General features: G+C 65.2%; 18 protein-coding genes and 1 tRNA gene. 7 read left to right on the forward strand and 12 right to left on the reverse strand.

Annotation, left to right across the window (positions count from 1 at the left end):
• The 3 genes from nuoL to nuoN are packed head-to-tail and all read left to right on the forward strand — an operon-like array spanning position 1 to position 5020.
• Positions 1–1884 carry an NADH-quinone oxidoreductase subunit L gene (gene nuoL, locus AC5Y4C_RS00395; RefSeq protein WP_499962291.1) on the forward strand — a complete coding sequence of 628 codons (1884 nt, stop codon included), beginning with the start codon at positions 1–3 and terminating at the stop codon, positions 1882–1884.
• The gene (locus AC5Y4C_RS00400) at positions 1881–3440 is read left to right on the forward strand and encodes an NADH-quinone oxidoreductase subunit M (RefSeq protein ID WP_499962290.1); all 1560 of its coding nucleotides are present in this window, start codon (positions 1881–1883) and stop codon (positions 3438–3440) included. Before nuoL ends, AC5Y4C_RS00400 begins: the two co-directional genes overlap by 4 nt.
• Positions 3437–5020 carry an NADH-quinone oxidoreductase subunit NuoN gene (nuoN, locus tag AC5Y4C_RS00405; RefSeq protein WP_499962288.1) on the forward strand — a complete coding sequence of 528 codons (1584 nt, stop codon included), beginning with the start codon at positions 3437–3439 and terminating at the stop codon, positions 5018–5020. The genes AC5Y4C_RS00400 and nuoN overlap by 4 nt, the downstream gene beginning before the upstream one ends.
• Positions 5021–5039: 19 nt before the next feature.
• On the opposite strand, the gene AC5Y4C_RS00410 is transcribed toward nuoN, so the two are convergent.
• Together AC5Y4C_RS00410 and AC5Y4C_RS00415 are read right to left on the reverse strand one after the other, a co-directional pair.
• Positions 5040–5702 (reverse strand): PIG-L deacetylase family protein, encoded by a 663-nt coding sequence (locus AC5Y4C_RS00410; protein WP_499962286.1) that lies wholly within the window; start codon positions 5700–5702, stop codon positions 5040–5042.
• The gene (locus tag AC5Y4C_RS00415) at positions 5699–6295 is read right to left on the reverse strand and encodes a TetR/AcrR family transcriptional regulator (protein WP_499962284.1); all 597 of its coding nucleotides are present in this window, start codon (positions 6293–6295) and stop codon (positions 5699–5701) included. Before AC5Y4C_RS00415 ends, AC5Y4C_RS00410 begins: the two co-directional genes overlap by 4 nt.
• Positions 6296–6328: 33 nt before the next feature.
• Between AC5Y4C_RS00415 and AC5Y4C_RS00420 the strand changes: the two genes are divergently transcribed.
• A complete protein-coding gene (locus AC5Y4C_RS00420; protein WP_499962282.1) occupies positions 6329–7456 on the forward strand; it encodes a phosphotransferase family protein in 1128 nt (375 codons plus the stop codon).
• Complete coding sequence (locus tag AC5Y4C_RS00425) at positions 7456–8571, forward strand: Rv3169 family protein (RefSeq protein ID WP_499962280.1); 1116 nt, start codon at positions 7456–7458, stop codon at positions 8569–8571. Before AC5Y4C_RS00420 ends, AC5Y4C_RS00425 begins: the two co-directional genes overlap by 1 nt.
• On the opposite strand, the gene AC5Y4C_RS00430 is transcribed toward AC5Y4C_RS00425, so the two are convergent.
• A complete protein-coding gene (locus tag AC5Y4C_RS00430; protein ID WP_499907810.1) occupies positions 8568–10043 on the reverse strand; it encodes a flavin-containing monooxygenase in 1476 nt (491 codons plus the stop codon). The genes AC5Y4C_RS00425 and AC5Y4C_RS00430 overlap by 4 nt on opposite strands.
• 47 nt (positions 10044–10090) lie before the next feature.
• Here AC5Y4C_RS00430 and AC5Y4C_RS00435 point away from each other — a divergent pair, with 47 nt between their 5' ends.
• Entirely contained in the window at positions 10091–11440 is a 1350-nt protein-coding gene (locus AC5Y4C_RS00435) for a flavin monoamine oxidase family protein (protein ID WP_499962278.1), read from the forward strand.
• Here AC5Y4C_RS00435 and AC5Y4C_RS00440 read toward each other — a convergent pair.
• On the reverse strand, positions 11437–12405 hold the full coding sequence (locus AC5Y4C_RS00440; protein WP_499907808.1) for an alpha/beta fold hydrolase: 969 nt from the start codon (positions 12403–12405) through the stop codon (positions 11437–11439). The two genes, AC5Y4C_RS00435 and AC5Y4C_RS00440, sit on opposite strands and share 4 nt — an antisense overlap.
• Positions 12406–12649: 244 nt before the next feature.
• On the opposite strand from AC5Y4C_RS00440, the gene AC5Y4C_RS00445 reads away from it, so the two are divergent.
• Positions 12650–13129, forward strand: a complete 480-nt coding sequence (locus AC5Y4C_RS00445; protein ID WP_499907807.1) for a hypothetical protein — start codon at positions 12650–12652, stop codon at positions 13127–13129.
• A 43-nt stretch (positions 13130–13172) separates the two neighbouring features.
• Here the strand turns inward: AC5Y4C_RS00445 and AC5Y4C_RS00450 are convergent, their stop codons facing one another.
• The 8 genes from AC5Y4C_RS00450 to AC5Y4C_RS00485 all read right to left on the reverse strand — a co-directional run bounded on the left by AC5Y4C_RS00450 (position 13173) and on the right by AC5Y4C_RS00485 (position 21973).
• Positions 13173–13961, reverse strand: coding sequence for a cutinase family protein (locus tag AC5Y4C_RS00450; RefSeq protein ID WP_499962276.1), 789 nt, complete (start codon positions 13959–13961; stop codon positions 13173–13175).
• A 127-nt stretch (positions 13962–14088) separates the two neighbouring features.
• Positions 14089–14508 (reverse strand): PIN domain nuclease, encoded by a 420-nt coding sequence (locus AC5Y4C_RS00455; RefSeq protein ID WP_499962274.1) that lies wholly within the window; start codon positions 14506–14508, stop codon positions 14089–14091.
• Positions 14508–14762, reverse strand: coding sequence for a hypothetical protein (locus AC5Y4C_RS00460; RefSeq protein WP_499962272.1), 255 nt, complete (start codon positions 14760–14762; stop codon positions 14508–14510). Before AC5Y4C_RS00460 ends, AC5Y4C_RS00455 begins: the two co-directional genes overlap by 1 nt.
• A gap of 402 nt (positions 14763–15164) precedes the next feature.
• Positions 15165–16328, reverse strand: coding sequence for a Wadjet anti-phage system protein JetD domain-containing protein (locus AC5Y4C_RS00465; protein ID WP_499962270.1), 1164 nt, complete (start codon positions 16326–16328; stop codon positions 15165–15167).
• Positions 16325–19723, reverse strand: coding sequence for an ATP-binding protein (locus tag AC5Y4C_RS00470; protein ID WP_499962268.1), 3399 nt, complete (start codon positions 19721–19723; stop codon positions 16325–16327). The genes AC5Y4C_RS00465 and AC5Y4C_RS00470 overlap by 4 nt, the downstream gene beginning before the upstream one ends.
• Positions 19716–20291, reverse strand: a complete 576-nt coding sequence (locus AC5Y4C_RS00475; protein ID WP_499962266.1) for a DUF4194 domain-containing protein — start codon at positions 20289–20291, stop codon at positions 19716–19718. Before AC5Y4C_RS00475 ends, AC5Y4C_RS00470 begins: the two co-directional genes overlap by 8 nt.
• Complete coding sequence (locus AC5Y4C_RS00480; protein WP_499962264.1) at positions 20288–21730, reverse strand: DUF3375 domain-containing protein; 1443 nt, start codon at positions 21728–21730, stop codon at positions 20288–20290. Before AC5Y4C_RS00480 ends, AC5Y4C_RS00475 begins: the two co-directional genes overlap by 4 nt.
• A gap of 166 nt (positions 21731–21896) precedes the next feature.
• Positions 21897–21973 (reverse strand) — tRNA-Met (locus AC5Y4C_RS00485).
• Between the last annotated feature and the right edge of the window lie 100 nt (positions 21974–22073).

The following is a 22073-nucleotide window of genomic DNA, read 5'->3' on the forward strand; positions in this document are numbered from 1 at the left end:
ATGGGTGAGCTGAGCTGGTTGTTGTTGACGCTGCCCGCTTTTGGCGCGGCGGTGTTGCTGTTGGCCGGTCGGCGCAGTGACCGCTGGGGGCACCTGCTGGGATGTGCGACGGTGCTGGGCGCATTCGCTGTCGGTGTGGTGCTGCTGACCGAGCTGCTCGGTCGCCACGGCGAAGACCGCGCGATCCATCTCGACGGGTTCTCCTGGGTGCCCGTGGGCGGCCTCCAGGTGAACTTCGGCCTGCTGGTCGATCCGCTGTCGATGTGCTTCGTGCTGTTGATCACCGGCGTGGGCGCGCTGATCCACATCTACTCCATCGGCTACATGGCCGAAGACCCCGACCGGCGACGGTTTTTCGCGTATCTCAATCTATTCGTCGCGGCGATGCTGCTGTTGGTGCTCGCCGACAACTACCTCGGCCTGTACGTCGGGTGGGAGGGCGTCGGTCTGGCCTCGTACCTGCTGATCGGGTTCTGGTATCACAAACCGTCGGCTGCCACCGCGGCCAAGAAGGCGTTCGTGGTCAACCGCGTCGGCGACATCGGGCTGGCCGTGGCGATGATGGTGATGTTCGCGACGTTCGGGACGATCTCGTTTTCTGGGGTGTTCGGCGCGACCGAACGCACCAGCGAGGGGGTGCTGACCGCGATCGGGCTGCTGCTGCTATTGGCCGCTTGCGGCAAGTCCGCGCAGGTGCCGCTGCAGTCCTGGCTCGGCGACGCGATGGAAGGCCCCACACCGGTTTCCGCGCTGATTCACGCGGCCACCATGGTGACCGCCGGGGTGTATCTGATCGTGCGGTCGCACCCGATCTACAACCTGGCCCCCGGCGCACAGGCCGGCGTCGCGGCCGTCGGCGCGGTCACGTTGCTGTTCGGGGCGATCATCGGCTGCGCGAAGGATGACATCAAGAAGGCGCTCGCTGCCTCCACGATGAGCCAGATCGGATACATGGTGCTCGCCGCCGGACTGGGACCGGCCGGATACGCGTTCGCGATCCTGCACCTGTTGACCCACGGGTTCTTCAAGGCCGGCCTGTTTTTGGGCGCCGGGTCGGTGATGCACGCGATGGACGACGACGTCGACATGCGCCGCTTCGGCGCGCTGCGCAAAGCGCTGCCCATCACCTACGTGACGTTCGGGCTCGGCTATCTCGCGATCATCGGCGTTCCGCCGCTGGCCGGGTTCTTCTCCAAGGACGCGATCATCGAAACAGCTTTGGCGGCAGGCGGATTCAAGGGCGCGGTGCTGGGCGGAGCCGCACTGCTGGGCGCAGGCATCACCGCGTTTTACATGACGCGGGTGATGCTGATGACGTTCTTCGGGCAGAAGCGTTGGGCCGAGAATGTGCATCCGCACGAGGCGCCGAAAGTGATGACGTGGCCGATGATCGTGCTGGCCGTCGGCTCGGTGGCCTCCGGTGCACTGCTCGCGATCGGCGGCACGTTGCAGCATTGGCTGGAGCCCGTCGTCGGCGCCCACGAAGAGGTGACCCATGCGGTGCCGGTGTGGGTGACCACCGCGATCACGCTGGCCGTCGTTGCGGTCGGGATCGCGATCGCCTACCGGCTCTACGGAACACGTCCGGTGCCCGCCGTCGCACCCGCCGGTTCGGTGCTCACCGTCGCGGCACGCAAAGACCTCTACGGCGACGCGTTCAACGAAGAGGTGTTCATGCGGCCCGGCGCTGACCTGACCCGAACGCTGGTGCGCGTCGACGACAAGGGCATCGACGGCACCGTCACCGAACTCGCAGGTGCAATCGGCCGACTGTCAGGCGCACTGCGTTCCGCCCAAACGGGTTTCGCGCGGTCCTATGCGCTGTCCATGTTCGCCGGCGCCGCACTGGTGGTCGCCGCAATCCTGGCGGTGAAACTGTGGTGAACCACATTCCCTTGTTGTCGATTCTGTGGCTGCTGCCGGTGGCCGGCACGGTGCTGATCATGCTTTTGCCGCCGGCACAACGGGCGCTGGCGAAGTGGGCGGGACTCGTCGTATCGCTGGGCGTGCTGGCCGTCGCCGTGGTGCTCGCAGTCTCTTTCGACACCTCCGGTGCGCAGTACCAGTTCGTCGAAAAGCACCAGTGGATACCGGCTTTCGGCACCGGTTACACGCTCGGACTCGACGGCATCGCACTGGCGCTGGTGGTGCTCACGGCTGTGCTGGTGCCGCTTCTCTTGGTGGCCGCCTGGAACGACGCCGGCGACCGCAAACGCGCCGTGCACACCTATGTGGCGTTGATCCTCGCGGTCGAGGCGATGGTTCTGATTTCCCTAGTGGCGCTTGACGTCCTGCTGTTTTACGTGTTCTTCGAGGCCATGCTGATCCCGATGTACTTCCTCATCGGCGGGTTCGGCGGCGAACATCGATCACGCGCGGCCGTCAAGTTCTTGCTGTACAACCTGTTCGGCGGGTTGATCATGCTCGCCGCGGTGATCGGCCTGTACGTGGTGACAGCCCCCAACGGCGGCGGCACGTTCGATTTCCGCGAGATCGTGACGATGGCGTCCACGGGCCAGCTCGGCGCCAGCCCGCTGGTGCTCAACGCGCTGTTCCTCGGTTTCATGTTCGCGTTCGCGGTCAAGGCGCCGCTGTGGCCGTTTCACGCCTGGCTACCTGACGCCGCGGTGCAGGCTACACCGGCGACCGCGGTGCTGATGATGGCGGTGGTGGACAAGGTCGGCACCTTCGGCATGCTGCGCTTCTGCTTACAGCTGTTCCCGGATGCATCGAGAACCTTCGCGCCGCTGGTGATCACGCTCGCCGTGGTCGGCATTGTCTACGGCGCGATCGTGGCGATCGGTCAGACCGACGTGATGCGCCTGATCGCCTACACATCGATCAGCCACTTCGGGTTCATCATCCTCGGCATCTTCGTGATGACGAGCCAGGGTCAGACCGGGTCCACGCTGTACATGGTCAACCACGGCATCTCCACCGCCGCGCTGTTCCTGATCGCCGGGTTCCTGACGTCGCGGCGCGGCAGCCGCGCGATCGCCTCGTTCGGCGGCGTGCAGAAGGTGGCACCTGTGCTGGCCGGCACGTTCCTGGTTGCGGGCCTGGCCACGCTCTCACTGCCTGGACTGGCGCCGTTCATCAGTGAATTCCTTGTCCTCATCGGCACATTCACCCGCTATCAGGCCGCCGCCGTCGTGGCCGCCACCGCACTGGTGCTCTCTGCGGTCTACGTGCTGTGGATGTACCAGCGGATGATGACCGGTCCCGTGAAGGACGGCAACGAGCGGCTGCGCGACCTGCTGCCGCGTGAGGCCGTGGTCGTCGCACCGTTGATCGCACTGCTTCTGGTGCTGGGGATCTATCCCAAGCCCGCCCTCGACGTCATCAACCCCGCCGTTGGCCACACCTTGACCACCATCGGCCAGCGCGATCCGGCGCCGTCGGCGCCGCCGTCGAAAATCGCAGAGGGACAGCCGAAATGAGCATTCCCGCCCCCAGCGTCGAATACGCCCTCGCCTCCCCCATGCTGATCGTCTTCGGCGCCGCCGTCGCGGGCGTGCTGGTGGAAGCGTTCGCGCCACGGCGGATGCGCTATCCGGCTCAGCTGGTCCTCAGCCTCGGCGCATCGGTGGCCGCGCTGGTCGCGGTGGTGCTGGTGGCGTCGGGCGTGCGGCTGCCCGGCCAGGTCGCCGTCGCGGGATCTGTCGCGATCGACGGGCCGGCGCTGCTGTTGCAGGGGACGCTGTTGGTGGTCGGCATCTTGGCTCTGATGCTCATCGCCGAGCGCCGCCTGAGCGTCGAAATGCCTGCGTTGGAGGCCGTTTCGGTCGCACCGGCCGGCTTCGACGCGTTCACGCCGCAAGCGTCCACCGTGCCCGGCAGCACCGCTGAGCGGGAGGCCGACCGGACCGGCATGAGCCAAACGGAAGTGTTTCCGTTGGTGTTGTTCGCGCTCGCCGGGATGCTGCTGTTTCCCGCGGCCAACGACCTGCTGACCATGTTCGTGGCACTGGAGGTGCTGTCACTGCCGCTGTACCTGCTGTGTGGCCTGGCCCGCCGACGCCGGTTGTTGTCTCAGGAAGCGGCACTGAAATACTTTCTGCTGGGGGCGTTTTCGTCGGCGTTCTTCTTGTACGGCATCGCCTTGCTGTACGGGTATGCCGGCACACTGACACTCGGCGGAATCAGCGACGTCATCAGTGGCCAGCGGGACCAGACGATGGCGTTGATCGGTGTCGCGTTGCTGTCGGTGGGGTTTCTGTTCAAAGTCGGTGCGGTGCCGTTCCATTCGTGGATCCCCGACGTGTATCAGGGCGCGCCGACGCCGATCACCGGGTTCATGGCCGCCGCCACGAAGATCGCCGCGTTCGGTGCGATGCTGCGGGTGTTCTACGTCGCACTGCCGCACATGCAGACGCAATGGCGCCCGGTGATGTGGGCGATCGCGATCCTGACGATGGCCGTCGGCACGATCAGCGCGGTGACGCAGTCCGACGCCAAACGGATGCTCGCGTATTCGTCGGTGGCGCACGCCGGGTTCATCCTCACCGGCGTGATCGCCGCGAACAAAGCGGGACTGTCGTCCACGATGTTCTATCTGGTGGCCTACGGGTTCAGCACGCTCGGGGCGTTCGCCGTGGTGTCGTTGGTGCGCAACCGAGAGGGCGACGAAGACACCGATATGTCGCGCTGGGCGGGCCTGGGCCGGGAGCGGCCGCTCGTCGGCGCGATGTTCTCCGGGTTCCTTCTGGCGTTCGCCGGTATCCCGTTGACAAGTGGCTTCGTCGCGAAGTTCGCGGTGTTCAAGGCCGCTGTCGAAGGCGGGGCCGCGCCGCTGGTGATCGTCGGCGTGGTGGCCAGCGGTGTCGCCGCGTACTTCTACGTCCGCGTGATCGTGCTGATGTTCTTCACCGAACCAGCTGCCGAGCCGCCGCAGGTGGTGGTGCCCAGCACGCTGAGCAAGATCGCGATCGCGATCTCGGCGGCCGCGACGATCGTGCTCGGCATCATGCCGCAGCCGCTGCTCGACTTGTGCGACCGCGCAGCGGAATTCGTGCGCTGACGCTCGGCCATGATCGTGGTCAGTTCTCGAGGATGAACTCGACGACGCGGTGCCCGCCGAAGTCGGGATGCGCCGGCGTCGTCATCTCGACTTGCTTGCGTGCCTGCTCGACCACCGGCGTATCCGGGTCGAGCACCGACAGATACTTCTCATGCGCGGCCAGGGACTGCACCGCGACGTCGACGAACTCGTCGACAATCTCCGCGTGTGTTCCGTTGGGGCCGTTGCTGAACAGCCGGCGATCGGTGCAGACTGCGCGCACGGCGGCGGCAAACTCCATGTGATCACGCTGGTTCGGCGCGCCGGGCGCCCATTGCGGTCCACCGAAAATCGTCACGACGATGTCGGGCTGTGCGTCGCGGATGACGTCGGCGATCTTCGCGCGCAGTTCGTCACAGTCGCGGATCTGACTGTCCGGGAAATCCCAGAAGTCGACGCTCGACACGCCGACGATGGCGGCGGAGCGCCGTTCTTCGGCTTCGCGGACCGCTGCCGTCTCTTCCGGCGCCATGCCGGCGATGCCCGCCTCGCCGCGCGTCGCCATCACGTATCGCACGGTCTTGCCTGCGGAGGTCCACTTCGCGACGGCCGCCGCCATGCCGTATTCGGGGTCGTCGGGGTGGGGCATCAGCACCAGCATCGACTGCCAGTCGCTGGGAAATGGTTGCAGCACGCCTGTCATGCCACCACACCGTCGAGCACGATTGCGCTGGTTTGCGCGGCCCAGTTGTCGTCGAGGTCCTCCCCCGGATGCAGCAACATCCTCAACATGGTCGCACCGCCGATCACCTCCACCAGCCGGTCGGGGTCGGTTTCCGGCCGGGCATCGCCCTCGTCGATCGCCCGTCGCACGCGGTCGCGCACCGCCGCGAACAGCCCCGTAAAACGTTGCATCACACGGCTGTTCAGCTCCGGATCGCCTGCCATGTCGGCAACCAGGCCGGGTAGCGCGGCGCGAACCACCGGCGTGGTGAACACGTCACGGGTGGCTTCGACCATCGCGCGCACGTCGTCGGCGAAGCTGTTCGACGGTGTGACCAGCGCGGTCGGCGCCGCGGGAAACACCGCCTCGTGAATTAGTTCGGCCTTGCTCGACCACCGCCGGTACAGCGCCGTCTTGGTGGTACCGGCCCGCTCGGCCACGGCGGCCATGGTCAGGTTCGGATATCCGATCTCCGTGAGCAATTCGGTTGCGGCGCGCAGGATCGACGCGTCGATGCGGGGGTCGCGCGGCCGTCCCGGGGTCTTGTCAACGGTCGACGGATCTGCTTTCATATCGCTACCAACAGTATCGTAATTGGAGCGAATGTGGCGGGAGAACCGGCTGTCGACGACGTCAGCCGACTACAGCGATCCAGCCGTGACACCAGCACGCTGCCGGATGTGATGTCGCAGTGGCTGTCTACCGTGCTGCCGGGCAACCCGGTTCCGGAAGTGACCGTGGAAAGTGGCGTCGACGCGACCGGGATGTCGTCGGAGACGATCATTCTCACGGCGCGCTGGGTAGACGGCGGTACGCCGACCGAGCAACGATTCGTCGCACGCGTCGCCCCCGGCGCCCAAGACGTTCCGGTGTTTCCGTCGTACCGGCTCGACCATCAATTCGAGGTGATACGGCTGGTCGGTGAACTCACTGATGTTCCCGTGCCGCGGGTGCGGTGGCTCGAGCCAACCGGGTCAGTGCTCGGTTCCCCGTTCTTCCTGATGGATTACGTCGACGGTGTGGTACCGCCCGATGTGATGCCATATACGTTCGGGAGCAACTGGTTTCACGACGCACCGATGCAATCGAAGCGACTGTTGCAGAACTCGACCATTGAGGTGCTGGCGAAGCTGCATGCCATTCCGGATCCGACGTCGACGTTCGGGTTCCTGGGCACCGGCGGCAATGCGCTGGAGCGTCACTTCGCGTGGGTGCGGTCCTGGTATGACTTCGCGGTACCCGACATCGGCCGCTCTGGGTTGTTGGAGCGGACATTCGACTGGCTGCAAGCCAACTGGCCGGCCGAGGTAGCCGCCGCCGACCCGGTGCTGCTGTGGGGTGACGCGCGGATCGGCAACGTGCTCTACCGCGACTTCCGGCCCGTCGCCGTGCTCGACTGGGAGATGACGACGCTGGGGCCACGCGAACTCGATGTCGCGTGGCTGATCTTCGCGCACATGGTGTTTCAAGAACTCGCGGGGCTGGCAGGGCTGCCGGGACTGCCCGACGTGCTGCGGGAAGACGACGTCCGGGCGACATATCGCGAGTTGACCGGGGTGGAACTCGGCGACCTGCACTGGTTCTACGCGTACTCGGGAGTGATGTGGGCGTGTGTGTTCATGCGCACTGGCGCGCGACGCGTGCACTTCGGCGAGGTCGAGCGGCCGCAGGACGTGGAATCGCTGTTCTACCATGCCGCATTGATGAAGCGGCTGATCGGAGAAGAGGCCTGATGATCGGTCCCGTCGACGAATTCCCCGTCCACCAGGTTCCGCAGCCGATCGCCTGGGCCGGCTCCAGCGACCGCAACTTCTACGACCGCTCGTACTTCAACGCCCACGACCGCACCGGAGACATCTTCCTGATCAGTGGGATCGGCTACTACCCGAACCTCGGCGTGAAGGACGCTTTCGTGCTGGTGCGCAGAGGCGATGTGCAGACCGCCGTTCATCTGTCCGATGCAATCGACCAGGACCGCCTGCGGCAGAACGTGATCGGCTACCGGGTGGAGGTCGTCGAGCCGTTGCACGAATTGCGGATTGTCCTCGAGCAAACCGAAGGTATTTCCGTCGACCTCACGTGGAACGGCTTGTTCGACGCTGTGCAGGAACAGCGCCATGTGCTGCGCAGTGGTAACCGAATTACGTTGGACGCGCAGCGATTTGCGCAGCTGGGCACCTGGAGCGGCCGCATCGCTATCGACGGCGACGAGATCGCCGTCGACCCCGACACCTGGATCGGCTCCCGGGACAGGTCGTGGGGCATCCGACCGATCGGTGAACCGGAACCGGCCGGCCGGCCGGCCGATCCGCCGTTCGAGGGCATGTGGTGGCTGTACGTGCCGATGGCGTTCGACGACTTCGGCATCGTGCTGATCATCCAAGAGGAGCCCGACGGGTTCCGTTCGCTCAACGACTGCACGCGGATCTGGCGCGACGGGCGCGTCGAGCAACTCGGCTGGCCGCGGGTGAAGATCCACTACCGATCCGGCACGCGGATCCCCACCGGCGCGACCATCGACGCCACCGCCGCCGACGGCACACCGGTGCGGTTCGACGTCGAATCCAAGCTGCCGGTACCGATTCACATCGGTGGCGGCTACGGCGGCGACGCCGATTGGCTGCACGGCATGTGGAAGGGCGAGAAGTTCACCGAGCGGCTGACCTACGACATGACGGACCCGGCGATCGTCGGGCGGGCGGGCTTCGGTGTGATCGACCACGTGGGCCGGGCGCTGTGCCGCGACGGCGACGGCGAGCCCGCCGAGGGCTGGGGTCTGTTCGAGCACGGCGCCCTGGGCCGGCACGACCCGTCCGGCTTCGCGGACTGGCTGTCGGTGGCGCCCTAAGCGGCGCGGGCCTGTTCTGCGCGGCCGAACACCATCGACTCCTCGAGGCGGTCGAACCGGTGGTCGAGCGCGTCGAGCAGGTAGTTGTGCCGCATGTTCCACGGGCGGTGCACGCTCGACTTCGGCAACACGTCCAGCGCACGCATGACGTAGCCGGCCTGGAGATCCCACGTCAGCTTCTCCGGCAGGTTCTTGTCCTCCAGATGCGGATAGGCGTGGGTGTAGCCATGAGATCGCATGTACGCCAACAACTTCGCGATCGACTCCGCATTCATGTCGGCGCGCAGCGTCCACGACGCGTTGGTGTAGCCGATACACCACGCCAAGTTGGGCACGTCATCGAGCATGTAGCCCTTGTAGACGAACCGGTCGTGCATGTTGATCTTCTCGCCGTCGACGCTCACCGTGATGCCGCCCAGCGCCTGCAGCTGCAGGCCGGTAGCGGTGACGACGATGTCCGCGTCGATGTGCCGACCGGAGGCCAGCGCAATACCGGTCTCGTCGAAGTGGTCGATGTGGTCGGTGACCACTTCGGTGCGGCCCTCGGCGATGGTCTTGTAGACATCTGCGTCGAGAATGAGGCAAAGGCGCTGATCCCACGGGTTGTAACGCGGCTTGAAGTGGGTGTCGATGTCGTAGCCCTTGGGCAGGTTGCTGACAGCCATCCGCCGCAAGAACCTCTTCATCAACCCGGGTGCCTTCTTGGCGAACTGGTAGGTGAACACGTAGAAGAGTGCAAACCGCCAACGGATCAACCAGTAAGCGACCTTGGGCGGCAACAGCTTTCGGAACCAGTTGGACAGCGGGTCCACCTGCTTGGACGAATACAGGTATGTGGGTGAGCGCTGCAGCATGGTCACCCGCCCGGCCTTTTCCGCCAGCGCGGGAATGAGGCTGATCGCCGTCGCGCCGCTGCCTATCACCACGACGTGCTTGCCGGTGTAGTCGAGCGACTCCGGCCAGTGCTGGGGGTGGACCACCTCCCCCTGGAAGTCCTCGATGCCCTGGAAGTCAGGTAGATACGGGTGGTCGTAGTCGTAATAGCCAGTGGCGCAATACAAGAACCCGCATTGATAGGTCTTCTCGGTGCCATCCTGTTCGGCACGGACGGTCCACGTATCAGTGCTGGAATCCCAGTCGGCCGACCGGACGAACGTGTTGAACCGGATGTGTTCGGTGATGTGGTACTTGTCAGCGGTGTCGGCGAGATACTGCCAGATGTGTGCACCATCGGCGATCGCTTCCTCGCGGCGCCACGGCTCGAACGGGAAGCTCAGTGTGAAGATGTCGCTGTCGGACCGCACGCCGGGATAGCGGAACAGGTCCCAGGTGCCGCCCAACCGGTCACGTCGCTCCAGCACCGCATACCGAATGTCGGGGTTCTTCTCACGAATGCGGTACGCCGCATCGATTCCGGAGATTCCGGCACCGATGATCAACACATCGAAGTATTCGTCCGCGCTGACGTTCATGTCTCCCACGATAGGCATGTATCGCCGCGCCGAACAGGAGTTGACTGATGCCCGTGACTGAGACCAACACCGACGTCGTGGTCGTGGGCGCAGGCTTCGCAGGGTTGACCGCAGCGCGGGAACTGGTCCACCGTGGCCACGATGTCGTCGTCCTCGAGGGCAGAGAGCGCGTCGGCGGGCGATCGTGCACCGGCACCGTCGCCGGCGTGCCCGTCGACCTCGGCGCCACGTTCGTCGGTCCCACCCAGGATGAAGTGCTCAAAGTGGCGGCCGACTTGGGATGTCAGACAGTGCCCACCTACGCCGACGGCCTCAACCTGATCCACTGGCGCGGGCGCGTCAGGGCGTATCGCGGCACCATTCCGAAGCTGTCCATCCGGGAACTGTTGGATCTGGCGCGGGTGCGCTGGCAGCTCGCCCGTCTGGGTCGCCGGGTGTCGATCACCGAACCGTGGACGGCCGATGCGTCGCTGGATGCGATGTCGTTGGCGGAGTGGCTCGGATCGATCCGCGCCTCGGAGGCGGTGCGGGTGCTGCTGGCGTTGATCAGCCGCGTGACGTGGGGTGCGGAGCCCGACGAAGTGTCGCTCTTGCACGTGGTGCGCTACGTCAATGCCGCCGGAGGGCTGGACCGGATGCTCGACACCCGCGGCGGTGCGCAGCAGGACCGGTTCCCCGGCGGGACGCAGCAGATTGCGCTGCGAATCGCCGACGAGCTCGGATCCCGGCTGCGCCTCGACGCCCGCGTGCGGCGCATCGCATGGCGCGACTTCGACGGGGTGACCGTGTCCCACGACGGACACGAGGTGCACGCGCGGTTCGCGATCGTCGCGATCGCGCCCGAACATCGCGACGGCATCGAGTTCGCGCCAGAGCTGCCGCTGGAGTATCGCCACCTTGCCGAACGCTGGCCGCAAGGCAAGCTCAGCAAGGCCTACGTCGCCTACGAGACACCGTTCTGGCGCACCAAAGGCCAGACCGGACAAGCGCTTTCGGATGAGGGGCCGGTGTTCATCACGTTCGACGTCAGCCCGTCGGAGCGCGGCCCGGGCATCCTGCTCGGCTTTGCCGACGCTCGCACGTTCGACCCGCTGCCGCCTAGTCGTCGTCGCGATGTCGCAGTTGGCTGCTTCGCTGACATCTTCGGGGACGCCGCACTGGATCCCATCGACTACCTCGACCACTGCTGGAGTCAGGAACCGTTCGCACCCGGCGGCCCGACGGCGGCGGTCCCGCCTGGGTCGTGGAGCCGGTTCGGTCCGTGGCTGCGGCGGCCCGTCGGCCCTGTCCACTGGGCGGGTACTGAAACCGCCGACGAGTGGACCGGATTCATGGACGGGGCGGTGCGGTCGGGCCGGCGCGCCGCGGCTGAGGTGGCGAAGCGGCTGCGCGGCTAGGAGGTCGCTCGCTGGGGCCGGGTCACCGACGCCACCAAGTCGCGCAGGTGCTGGTTCACCTTGTCGGGGTGCTCGAGGATGGCGCAGTGCCCGCCGGGCAGTTCGACGAAGCCGGCGAGATTCGGGACAGCGTCGGCGATCTTTCGTGACTGCCCGATCGGCAGCAGGCGGTCTTTCGTGCTGCCGATCACCAACGCCGGCACGGTCAGACCGTCCAAGGGCAGGTGTTCAGGGCCGAGCGCGTCGGCAAGCATTCGCGCACATCCGCCGCGAGCGACCGGTGAGGTGCCCATGAACAGTTCGTAGACCAGATCGGTGACCGACGGGTGAGCGTCCGCACCCACCGCCAGTGCCGTGATGAATCGACGGCTGGTCCACTTGGCGCCGGCCGGGACGGGCAGCGGCCCGATAGCCCGAATAACCTGTTCCGCCACTCGAATTCGGGCCGCAGCCAGAAGACCCGGCACGTTGAGCAGACGTAGCTCGCGCAGCAGGTCGCCGGTGGCGGTGTTGATCAGCGCGACCGCGTCGGCGCGGTGTGGCACCGAGTCGCGGTACCGATGGGACCAGGCGCTGATGGTCATGCCGCCCATCGAGTGTCCAGCGATCACCGCCCGCTCCCCCGGTCGCAACGTCGCGTCGAGGACGGCGTTCAGGTCAGCGGCGAGATAGTCGAGGGTGTAGTGGCGCCGATGGCGTGGAATTTCGCTGCGGCCGTGGCCGCGGTGGTCGAAGGCGATGACGCGGTGGTCGGTAGCGAGATCGGCGATCTGGTGTTTCCATACGCGAAGCGCACAGGTGATGCCGTGGCTCAACACGATCGGATAGCCGTCGTCGGGCCCGAAGACCTCGGTGTGCAAGCGGGTGCCGTCCGACGATCGGACCATGAGGGCGCGGGCGGGAGATAACTCGGCAAGGCCGTTAGTTGATCTAGCTGCGCGGCCGCGCTGGATCTGGTGAGCCATGACCACTCCGATCGGCGGCGACGATGCCGCGTGGGCAAAGCCTACCCAGTATCTGAACCCGTTATGCCGCATTCCGGTGGCGTGCCGTGCGGTTCTCTGTGGGCGGAAAAGTGACCTATTTCACGACGTGTCGAATTCGTTATCGAGGTTTATCTCAACTGTCACATGGGTAACTTTGGTAACAGCGGTTGGTCAGGCACCAGCCCATCACCACCACCGAGAAAGAGTCGAATGGAACATCTGAATGAACACTGTCCTTTACTTCAGCCCCAATGGCGTCGCTTATGAAACCCGGGCCTACAGCAAGGCCGACATCGCAGATCTGATCAACAACTGTGGGCTGGAGAGCTTGACCAGCACCGACAGGCAGTTCGACTTCTGGTTCACTCCCTCGACCCGGCGGTGCCAGCGCCGTCCCAACCGCAGGGCTACCGAACTACTCTTGGCCACTACGAATTTCACCGCGAAAACGGTGCCGCTGTTGCGCGGCGGAGTGGTTGTGGCCACGCATGACTCCGACGGCGACCTAGACGGACTCAGCTGGCAGCAGCTGGATCTGCTGGTTGAACGGAGTCGGTCACTGACCAAGCGCGACGACCGGGTGCTTACCCGTCGGATCAACCGCGAGATTCGTCGCCTGCGGCGCAACGCCGAAGCGGCTCAGGCCGCGAATGCGCGGCGGGTCAAGCGGCACGCCCCCAGCCAGCTGGAAGCGGCCCGATAGTCACGCGGTTCCACGCCATTACCGCACCGTTCTAAGCATTACCTCACCGTGCGCGTGCCAGCTGCGAGACCTGAGGCGACGGCCCGAGCAATTGATAGACCGGAGCGGTCCAGGCGTATCCGCCGCTGGTGTTGAGCGCGTAGCTCGTGTGGATGGCCACGCCAGCGGCGGTCGTCGGGCCGGAAACGGCGTCACAGACGGCGTCGCCGCGATCGCAGACGCTGATCGTGCGGCTGCCAATGGTGTCGGGGAGCTTGCCTGGAGCGTGCGCCAAGATCGGCCAGTCCTGCGCCACGCCTTTGCCTTTGGCGGGCGACGCAGTGGCCGAACCGATGGTGATCACGGTGTCGCCGGGTAGCCGGTCGCCGTCGGCGACCAGCAGCGCCGCCGCGATGTTGGGGCTGTCGGCCAGCGGCTGCAGGTTGCGGTGCACCACCATTGCCCCCTGCGAGTAACCGGCCAGCACGACTTTGCTTGCGGGGCAACGTGTTGCGAATGTCGCGTACTGGGTGCGCAATGCGGCGGTGCCGGCGTCGACGCTGCTCATGAAGCCGGCCCAGCCGAGCAGGTCGCCGTCGGCGGGCACTGCCTTGGCGGGATAGTCGACTGCTTCGGCCGTGATCACCCGGCCGTCTCGCTGCACTTGCTGGGCGAGATCGCGGTATGACTGGTAGACCACTCGGCCCATTCCGCCGTTCGCGGTCGGATCGTCGCGCTCGCCGGAGCCGGCGGCGCCGATCCAATGGACGTCAGGACAACTCGACTCTGCGTTTGCAACGCCAGCGGTCACACCGATCAGTGCTGCGCCTGCCACCGCGACGGCAACAGCCACCGCACCAATGCGTCGTACCACCCGACCCCCTGCCCTGCGCCCAAGTCCGTCGCAAGATCATCGGCGCCGCGGTCACCTGCGTTACAGCAACGGCTTCGAGGGTCTAGAACGTGCATCGAACCCGCGGTTACAGCGAGCCCTTGGCTGCCACCCACTCTGTGGCCTGGCCAGTCACGGCGGCGATACGGTCGTAATCGCCGTCGTAATGTAGGACGGTCGCCCCGTTGACTTCCGCTGTCGCAGCGATGATCAGGTCGGGTAGCCGGAAGTGGCGGTGCTGGCTGGTCTTGGCGAGTTCTCGGTGCACATCCAACGCCCGGTTCATGGCTTCCGACGTCACGTTCATCCAACGATGTCCATGCAGGGCGCCCCAGACGATCTCATAGCCCTTCGGATCCGGGGCGCCGTTGAGGTACTCCAAAGCCGACATCTGGCATCCTGCGAGTCGCCCCTCTGCCAGCAGCGTTTCGAATCGGCGGCGCACGACGTCGTGGCGACCCTGCAAGACGTAGACCGTCGTGTCTGCCAGGTAAACAACACCGGCCATCAGAGCGCTTGCGATTCCTGGGCCTCTTGTTCGAGTCGAGTGAGGTCGCGGCCGGCACCGTAACGCCACGAGGAATTGGAATCCGTGAAATCCATGGGAACGCTGTTGAGAGCGGCGACGATCTTGCCGGCTTGTGTGCGCAGCGCGAAAGAGCGCAGCGCTGCATTGATAGTGGCGACCTTGGTGTCGGTTCCAAGGACCTCTTTCGCGGCGTTGAGCCACTCGTCGTTCACGTCGACCGTGATGCGTGTCACGGATAACAAGGGTACATCAACATGATAAGCATCTATACACCAACAACATGGGAAGTGATACACCACTAGCTCCTTAGAGCGTGCATATTGCCCGACCGGGTTTCAATGCTCCAGGGGGTAGGGCGAAACAGGGCACTTTTTCACGACTTTCGTGGACGCTTCAATCCTTCGTGGCTAAATAGCTCCGCTGTGCACGCGCCATCGATGGGGTATCGAGGATGTCCTCTGGTGCAAGCGGTTGGCGCAGTTTCGTTCAAACCTTCGCCGAGACGAACAACGATGCGCGTGTATAGCAGTGCGGCCGAACCCAACGGCGCTACGCCATGACCTCTTTCTACGCGTCGGTAATAGCCGCGAAGTCGCCAAAAAGGCGGCTGCCCAACCGACTAGGTCGATAACCAATCAAGTCAATGTGCTGATGGCTGCCGCTAGGCATTGCTCGACCCAAAGCCAGTCGATTCGCTCTTGTTCGAGGCGCACGCGCTCACCCAACCCGTCATCGACCAGTTCCGAATAGAGTGCCTGCTCGTCAGGCGTCAGACGCGAGAGGACCGCCGTGGCCGGACGGTTTTCGGTCACCCAACGCTCGCGGTGGGCGAGCAGCGTGTCCCGGTCCATCAGCACAGATCGTGCCTGCGGTAGCCACGCTCGCAGACGGTCAAGTATCACGAATCCATGCGTATCGATGTCTCCCCAGTAGTGGACGTCGGCTTCGGCCAGCCACCGCAGCCGGCCAACGCTATCGATGTCGAAGCCCCTCCCCCAGATCACGACACCGTCATCGGGGACGTGCATGCTTAGATAGGTGATCTCGTTCTCGACAATCACTGCGACCCGTGGTTCAAGGTTGAGCTGTGTCAATTCCTCGCAACGCACCGCTACCTCTGTTAACGGAGCCACCAAGCCCAGCGACGGTGCCGGCCGCAACCGAACCAGTCCGGGCTTCGATTTGAGGCCGAGACCGGCCAGGAATCCCGAGGCCGTCGACGAAACGCCAAGCATCTCTGCCAGAACCGGTCGGTGTCTCTCGGCGAATTTGGTGTCAACTCCGGGTGCACTGATCTCGCGCAGATAGCGATGTGAATGCCGGTGATGGTCGAGCCAAATGTAGGCAGCGATCAGCTGCGGCATTTCGGGTGCTAGTTCCAGCGCACGATGCGGGTGGGCGACGACCCACCTTCGAACCCGCGGATGTTGCTGCGCGAGAACCAACAGTTCGTCGAACCGGCGAAGCAACGCGGTCACACCCAAGAGCGCACAGGCCTGCTCCATAGAGGACACCACTGCCCGTACGGGCAACTGGTTACGGCCGATCTGTCTGCCGCCGATCGATTGCCATTGCAGCGTGTAACGACGGTCGTCGCGGCGGCCGGCGTCGAGGGCCGCTACCCACCGGCGCGCGCCGGCAAGGTCATCGCCCACCTCTGACGGCCTTGGGCCACGAATCGGTACTTCGATCGGGCCGAAGGGATCGCTGTTGGCATAAGCCCGCAGCAGCGATCCGTCGTCCCACCGGCGTCTGACCTTGGCGGCAATATCCTCGGGGGTTGTCCATCCGGCACTCACTGCTGCCGACCGTTGCGTCTTGCCCGGTACTCCTCGATCGTCATCGTCTGGAGCCGAGAGAAGGTTCCTGTCGGATTGTCGACGAATCCAATTGCCTTGACGTACGGCTCGATAACGTGGACCTTTTGCAAAGGCGTGACAATCAGAAGTTGCAGCCCGAGCGTTGCGAAGAGCTTCAGCGCGTAGCGCGTCGAGATATCTGAGCCGCGGCCGAACGCTTCGTCGATGACCGCGAACCGGAAGTCTCGTGACCGCCGCGCTCCCCACTCGAGGCCGAATTGGTAAGCGAGCGACGCCGCCAGGATCGTGTACGCCAGCTTCTCTTTCTGGCCGCCTGACTTGCCGTCGGAGTCGCTGTAGTGCTCCCATTCGAGGTCGGTCTCGACATCACGCTCGGAGGCTGAGAAGACGAACCAGTTGCGCACATCGGTAACACGTCGCGTCCATGTCTTGTCGGACTCGGCGTACCCGTCGCGACCGCGGAAGCGTTCGATGATCCGCTTGACGTCGAGAAACCGCTGTTCGGAGTACTGGTCCCCGTCGACTGCGAGGCTGTCGTTGGTCAAGTTGCGCAGATCGGCTCGGAACTGGGCGACGTCCTGGTTGGTGGTCGGCTCCTTCTCCAGCCGGATGAAGCGACCCGGGTTGTAGGGCACCGCCCCGAGCGCCCCGTTAATGCGGTCGATGCGTTCGTCGATGGCCGACGCCTGCCGGTTGAGCCAGTTGTTGAACCCCGCGAGCTCCTGGATGGCGTTCTTGTTGAGCTGTTCTTTGAACTCACTTTCGAAGCGCGGGAGATCGTCCGTCGCGACGCGGTCACGAAACGCCAGAAAGTCTTGGCGCGCCTCGACATTGGCGTCCATGTCCGCCCGAAGCTCGGGCCAACGGCGCAAGACCTCAGCCATGTACTGGCCCAAACTCTGTCCGTAGCCGCCGAGCTCCCGGGTGAGTTTCTCGATTCGTCGATGGAGGGTGGCGGACAGGGTGGTCTCGGTCTCGGCGCAGTCCGCTGCGCGCGTCGGACGGTTGTTCCCGAGGCGTTCGTCGAGGGCAGCGTAGGACTCTCGGGCGGCTGCCAGTTCCTGCCGGGGATGTGCTTCGATGAAATCGTCGTCGCGCTTTTTGTCGTGTTCCGCTTGCTTTGCCTTGGCCGCCGTGGTGGCGAGTTCGCCGGTGAGCTTCTTGATCAACTCGGCGACGGCACTTGCTTCCTGCGCATTGCGGTCCAACACGCGGGCGATTTCCTCCAGGCGCGACGAGCCGGCCTGCAGCCGAATACGTTCAGCCTCATGACTTTTCGCGCGCCTCTCGGCCTCGTCGACGTCGAGGTCGATCCAGGAGCGAAAGCCCTCGATCCGAAGAAGGGCGTCCAGCCTTTCCTGCCGCGCCTCCCGCTGGGCGCTGAGCGCGGCCACCTCGGCGGTGACCGCCTCACGCTCGGCCTCCAGCTGAGCAATTTCGGCGCGCAGCGCGGCGATCTTGCGTTCGTTGGCCCAGCCCAGGACCCATCGACGGGGATCGTCGACGCGATGCCGGTCGTCCTTCTCGTGTCGGTCGCCCGAACGCACCTGACCCTCGCGGGTGACCGCACGCCGTTGGGCTTGGAACTCGGGTACGCTTGCGGCACAGCGGAAGTCGGCACGCTTCGTGAGTTCGTTGGCCAGATAGTCCCGGAACGGCCCGTCTTTGATGTCGATGCAGTCGGCGAGCCGCAGGCCGTCGTGGCCAGCCGGTTGCAGCCGGACCTGTTGGCGGGGAACCCTCTCGTAGACCAGCTTCGCCCCGGTCACTTTGCCATCACGGCCGTGGAACGTGAGCCGTCGCCCGTTCACCCACCCGGCGACGGCATCGTAGTGCTGCTGCGGCACCAGCAGCGAGAGCGCGAACCCGCGCAGCACGCGTTCGGCGGCGCCTCGCCAATCGGCGTGCTCGTCGAACACGTCGAGGAGCTCACCCGCGTACGGAAGGTCCTCCGGCGTCAACCCCATGGCCGCGCACATCTCGGCGCGTACCGCGATCTGCTCGACGGGCAGGTTGCTGGTACGTTGCTCCAGGCTGGTGACCTCGTCGGTGACGAGCTCGCACTTGCGTTGCAGCTCTCGCTCGCGCCCGATCGCGTCGGCGGTGGCTGCGTCGAGGTCTCGTTTCTCGGCAGCTAGCCGTGGACGTTCCGCGCAGACCAACGCGGACAAGGCCTGGAACTCCGCGTCTCCGGTGACGGCTTCCAGCCCGGCATCGGCGACGGCGGCGTCGAACAACGCCCTTGTGCCACGGCGGATTTCGGCCTGAGCCCGCGCCTCGCTTGTGAGTCGCTCCAGCTCTCCGATGCGGTCCCCACCCGCCCTGGCGCGCTCCTCGATCAGAGATTCGCGCTCATGCTTGAGCCGTTGCTGTGTCGTTTCGGCGGCTCCCAGTTCCTCCGACCGGGCAGCGCAGGCAGCTTCCAGCCGGACGATCTCGCCAGCCAGCAGTCCGGAGCGAAGCTCCGCGATGAACAGCCGCACGGCCGATCGCTCCTGCTCCAGCGCGTCGCGGTCGGTGAGCGCTGCGTCGTACTTAGTCGCGGTCTGCACAATCGGCTCGAGCGCTTCGAGTTGCTCTCGCGCCCGTTTGACGGCGTCGTGTGCCTTGGTCAGATCCTCGAAGTGGGCGATGATGTCGCGGACCCGCTCGGTCGAGTCGCTCGGCTCGAGCATGTGGTCGCGTACGAAATCGTTCAAATTGCCAACGGATTTCATCGACACCGTCTGGTGGAACAGCTCGAGTGCCTGCTCGGATCGGATGCCGAGCAGCCGGCGCAACGAGGTGGCGTACTTCGGGAACTCGTCAAAGATCTCGGCCCCCGACGCCCGCAGCCTCTTGCGCAGGTCGCGAAGGTCCGACCCGAAGTCGGCGAAGTCTGTCGCGATCGACAGTTGTTTGGTCGCGGTGACGAAAAAGCGGTAGGGCTGGCCGGTGCTCTCACGCTGCTGGAAGACCTGGGCCAGGGTGACCGTCTCGTCATAGCCGTGATTGGTGAACACGCCAAGGATCACCGAGTACGTCCGCCGGTGTTCACGCAGTCCCTTGGCGCGGGACTTGCCGGTCGCCTCGTTTCGCTCAGACCTGTAGTGGCCTTCAACGTACGAGCGCAGCGTGCGTTCCTTGGCGTCGGCGCCGGCGGCCTTGTTGTAGGCCGCTTTGTGCGACGGCACCAGCAAGGTGGTGATCGCGTCGACGATCGTCGACTTGCCTGAGCCGATGTCACCGGTCAGCAGCGCGGTATCGGTACCCGGGCTGAACCGCCAGACCTGTCTGTCGAAGGTCCCCCAGTTCAAGAGCTCCGCGTGCTGCAGCCGGTACCCGGCCCCAAGGTGTTCAGCGAGTTCGGCGGTGGCAGTGCAGGTTTCACTCATGGCCGGCCACCGTCCCGGCATACTCGCGCAGTTTGGCCGCGAAGTCCGACAGGGTCTCGGCATCGACGTAGGCCTTCAGGATGCGCCGCACCTCCCACTGGTCGCGCTGACCCCGCAATTGGCGCAGGAAGCCGAGCTCAGCAGCCTTCTTGATCGTCGCCTCCGCCTGATCCACGACTCGTGCGTCGTTCGTAGATTCGGCCTGGAAGAGCCGCAGCATATCGACGATCTGATCTTTGCTGATTACCAATCGGCCTTCACCGCCGCTGGTTTCGAACTCGACGAGCCTCTTGCGTAGAAGCACCAGCAGCAGACTGACGTTGTACGTCAGTGCGCGCCTGCGGACCAGGCGCGGCAGCGCCTCGTCGCCGTCGTCGGGTCGGGACCGGAGGTAGGCGTAGCCCTCCGCGTCGTCGACCACCACGTCGACGCCGATCGTGGCGAAATGGTCTCGGACACCGGCGCCCAACCGTTCCAGCGTCAGCCAGGTGTCCTCGTCTGATTCACGGTAGACGACGCCCTGCATCAACCGGATGATGGCGCCGGCGACCGCGCGCTCGTTGCTCATCGCCGCCGCACCGTCACTTTCGGCAGCCTCGCCCGCTTGGTGACCTCCGGGTCGGCAGGGTCGGTGTATTCGAGGAGCGTCTCGTCGGCTTCGTCCATGTCGACCGTCACATCTTCGTCGTCGAGCGCAAGGTAGCCGACGATTTCCGCGGCTCCTTGCTCGATCGGGTGCACGGCGACGACGTCGGACAGCAGAGCCGAGGAGTTTTCGGGCAGAACGGCGCGGATGATCTCGGCCAGGCGTGCTTGGTCGACGTAGGTTTGGGTGAATAGCAGGTCGGTGTCGACCTCCTCAGTCGCCGCGGAGATGTCACTTTCCACCGCGACCGCCACCGGTGCTTGATATAGCGGCCGCTCGAACGGCAGGGTGATTTCGATGCCCAACTGGTCCACCTCGAGCCCGAAGGGCGGCGGTGCGCCGCGCAGCTCGAGGGCGACGCTCTCCACCGCCCGGACCAGGTCCACAACACGCCGATTCTCCAGCCAGATCTGGTCGTCGAGAAAGCGGCGCAGTTGCTCCGATATCTGGCGGACGGTGCGCTGGGCCCGTTCAGCCGCTTCCGACCAATCGTGGTGGATACCGCGGATTCTCTGAACCTGGTGGATCGTGTCCAGCGTGGAAACTTTGGCCAGCAGCTCTGCAAGCTCGGCCTGGCGCGCCTCGGAGAGCAGGAAATCGTAGAACGCCTGGAAGCTGCGGCCCTGGTCCGAGCCGGCGATCTCAGAGCGAGTGCCGACCAACTCGGCGAGTAGTTCACCCTTGGAGCCGTCCCAGGCGGCGATCTTCTCTCGCGCGGCCCGGTCGAGGAGCCGGAAATTCTCTTCAACCTCGCGAAAATCTGAGAGCAGCTCGAGTGCGGTGGCAGCGAGCTGTTGGTAGCGGTCGCGGACCGCTGTCACGTCGAGCACCTGGACGATGCCAGCCTCGACGGCCGTGATCTCGGCGTCGAGTTCGTCACGACGACGGCGCAACTGGGCCAGCCGGACGTCGGCTTCGGCTTCGGTTCCATATACGATCTGTCGCAACAGCTCGACCACCGTGTGCAGCCGCGATTCAGTTCCCACGAAGGACCTGCCCTTGAGGGTCGTGACCCAGGCATAGGCCTTCTCAAATGCCGGTGTCACTTCATAGTGCACCTCGTCGTCGCCGGCCGGGTAGAACCGTCGCAGATACGCAGCGTCGGTGGCCGCCCAGTCCTCCAGATAGGACCAAGCATCCTTTGGAAATCGTTCCTGGCCGTTCTCGGCGGGAATCTCGGCGTTTAGTGCGAACAGGTGGTCGTCCAACGCCGCCGCGACCTGGCTCGATGGGCACGCGCCCCGGTTGCCCTCAACGAAAAACGCGCCGAGGAAGGAAAGGATCAGCGCCGAGTTGCCGGCACGAAGCAGTCGCCACGCAGGGTGCCGCTCCCGCAATGCGTCGATCGCCTCGTACTCCACAGCCAGAGCCTAAGCAAGGGCACCGACATTCGGCGATGCGGCGCGGCCGGCGCTCTCCTTAACCTTGACCAACCCCGAGCTCGGCAGGCGCTTTCGCTACGCCGCTCCAGGCGCCGGCTAGCGGCTGGAAACGGCCCCCGGAGATCGCTCCGGAGGCCGTTCTACTTGGTAGCGGGGACAGGATTTGAACCTGCGACCTCTGGGTTATGAGCCCAGCGAGCTACCGAGCTGCTCCACCCCGCGTCGGTGAACGCAAGGTTACCGAAGCCACGGCCAGTGGCCAAATCGCGCGCTCGACGGCCGCGAGCGTGCACCGCCGTACGCCCAGAGCGGCGTGTCGCTG

Source organism: Mycobacterium sp. NGS35 (genome assembly GCF_059812855.1).

What these genes read in the sequence shown, in the direction of transcription:
- AC5Y4C_RS00415 (WP_499962284.1), bottom strand. Translation starts at nt 6,295, where the DNA reads ATGAAAGCAGATCCGTCGACCGTTGACAAGACCCCGGGACGGCCGCGC.
- AC5Y4C_RS00440 (WP_499907808.1), bottom strand. Translation starts at nt 12,405, where the DNA reads ATGGCTCACCAGATCCAGCGCGGCCGCGCAGCTAGATCAACTAACGGC.
- nuoN (WP_499962288.1), top strand. Translation starts at nt 3,437, where the DNA reads ATGAGCATTCCCGCCCCCAGCGTCGAATACGCCCTCGCCTCCCCCATG.
- AC5Y4C_RS00475 (WP_499962266.1), bottom strand. Translation starts at nt 20,291, where the DNA reads ATGAGCAACGAGCGCGCGGTCGCCGGCGCCATCATCCGGTTGATGCAG.
- AC5Y4C_RS00455 (WP_499962274.1), bottom strand. Translation starts at nt 14,508, where the DNA reads ATGGCCGGTGTTGTTTACCTGGCAGACACGACGGTCTACGTCTTGCAG.
- AC5Y4C_RS00435 (WP_499962278.1), top strand. Translation starts at nt 10,091, where the DNA reads ATGCCCGTGACTGAGACCAACACCGACGTCGTGGTCGTGGGCGCAGGC.
- AC5Y4C_RS00430 (WP_499907810.1), bottom strand. Translation starts at nt 10,043, where the DNA reads ATGAACGTCAGCGCGGACGAATACTTCGATGTGTTGATCATCGGTGCC.
- AC5Y4C_RS00470 (WP_499962268.1), bottom strand. Translation starts at nt 19,723, where the DNA reads ATGAGTGAAACCTGCACTGCCACCGCCGAACTCGCTGAACACCTTGGG.
- AC5Y4C_RS00410 (WP_499962286.1), bottom strand. Translation starts at nt 5,702, where the DNA reads ATGACAGGCGTGCTGCAACCATTTCCCAGCGACTGGCAGTCGATGCTG.
- AC5Y4C_RS00425 (WP_499962280.1), top strand. Translation starts at nt 7,456, where the DNA reads ATGATCGGTCCCGTCGACGAATTCCCCGTCCACCAGGTTCCGCAGCCG.
- nuoL (WP_499962291.1), top strand. Translation starts at nt 1, where the DNA reads ATGGGTGAGCTGAGCTGGTTGTTGTTGACGCTGCCCGCTTTTGGCGCG.
- AC5Y4C_RS00445 (WP_499907807.1), top strand. Translation starts at nt 12,650, where the DNA reads ATGAACACTGTCCTTTACTTCAGCCCCAATGGCGTCGCTTATGAAACC.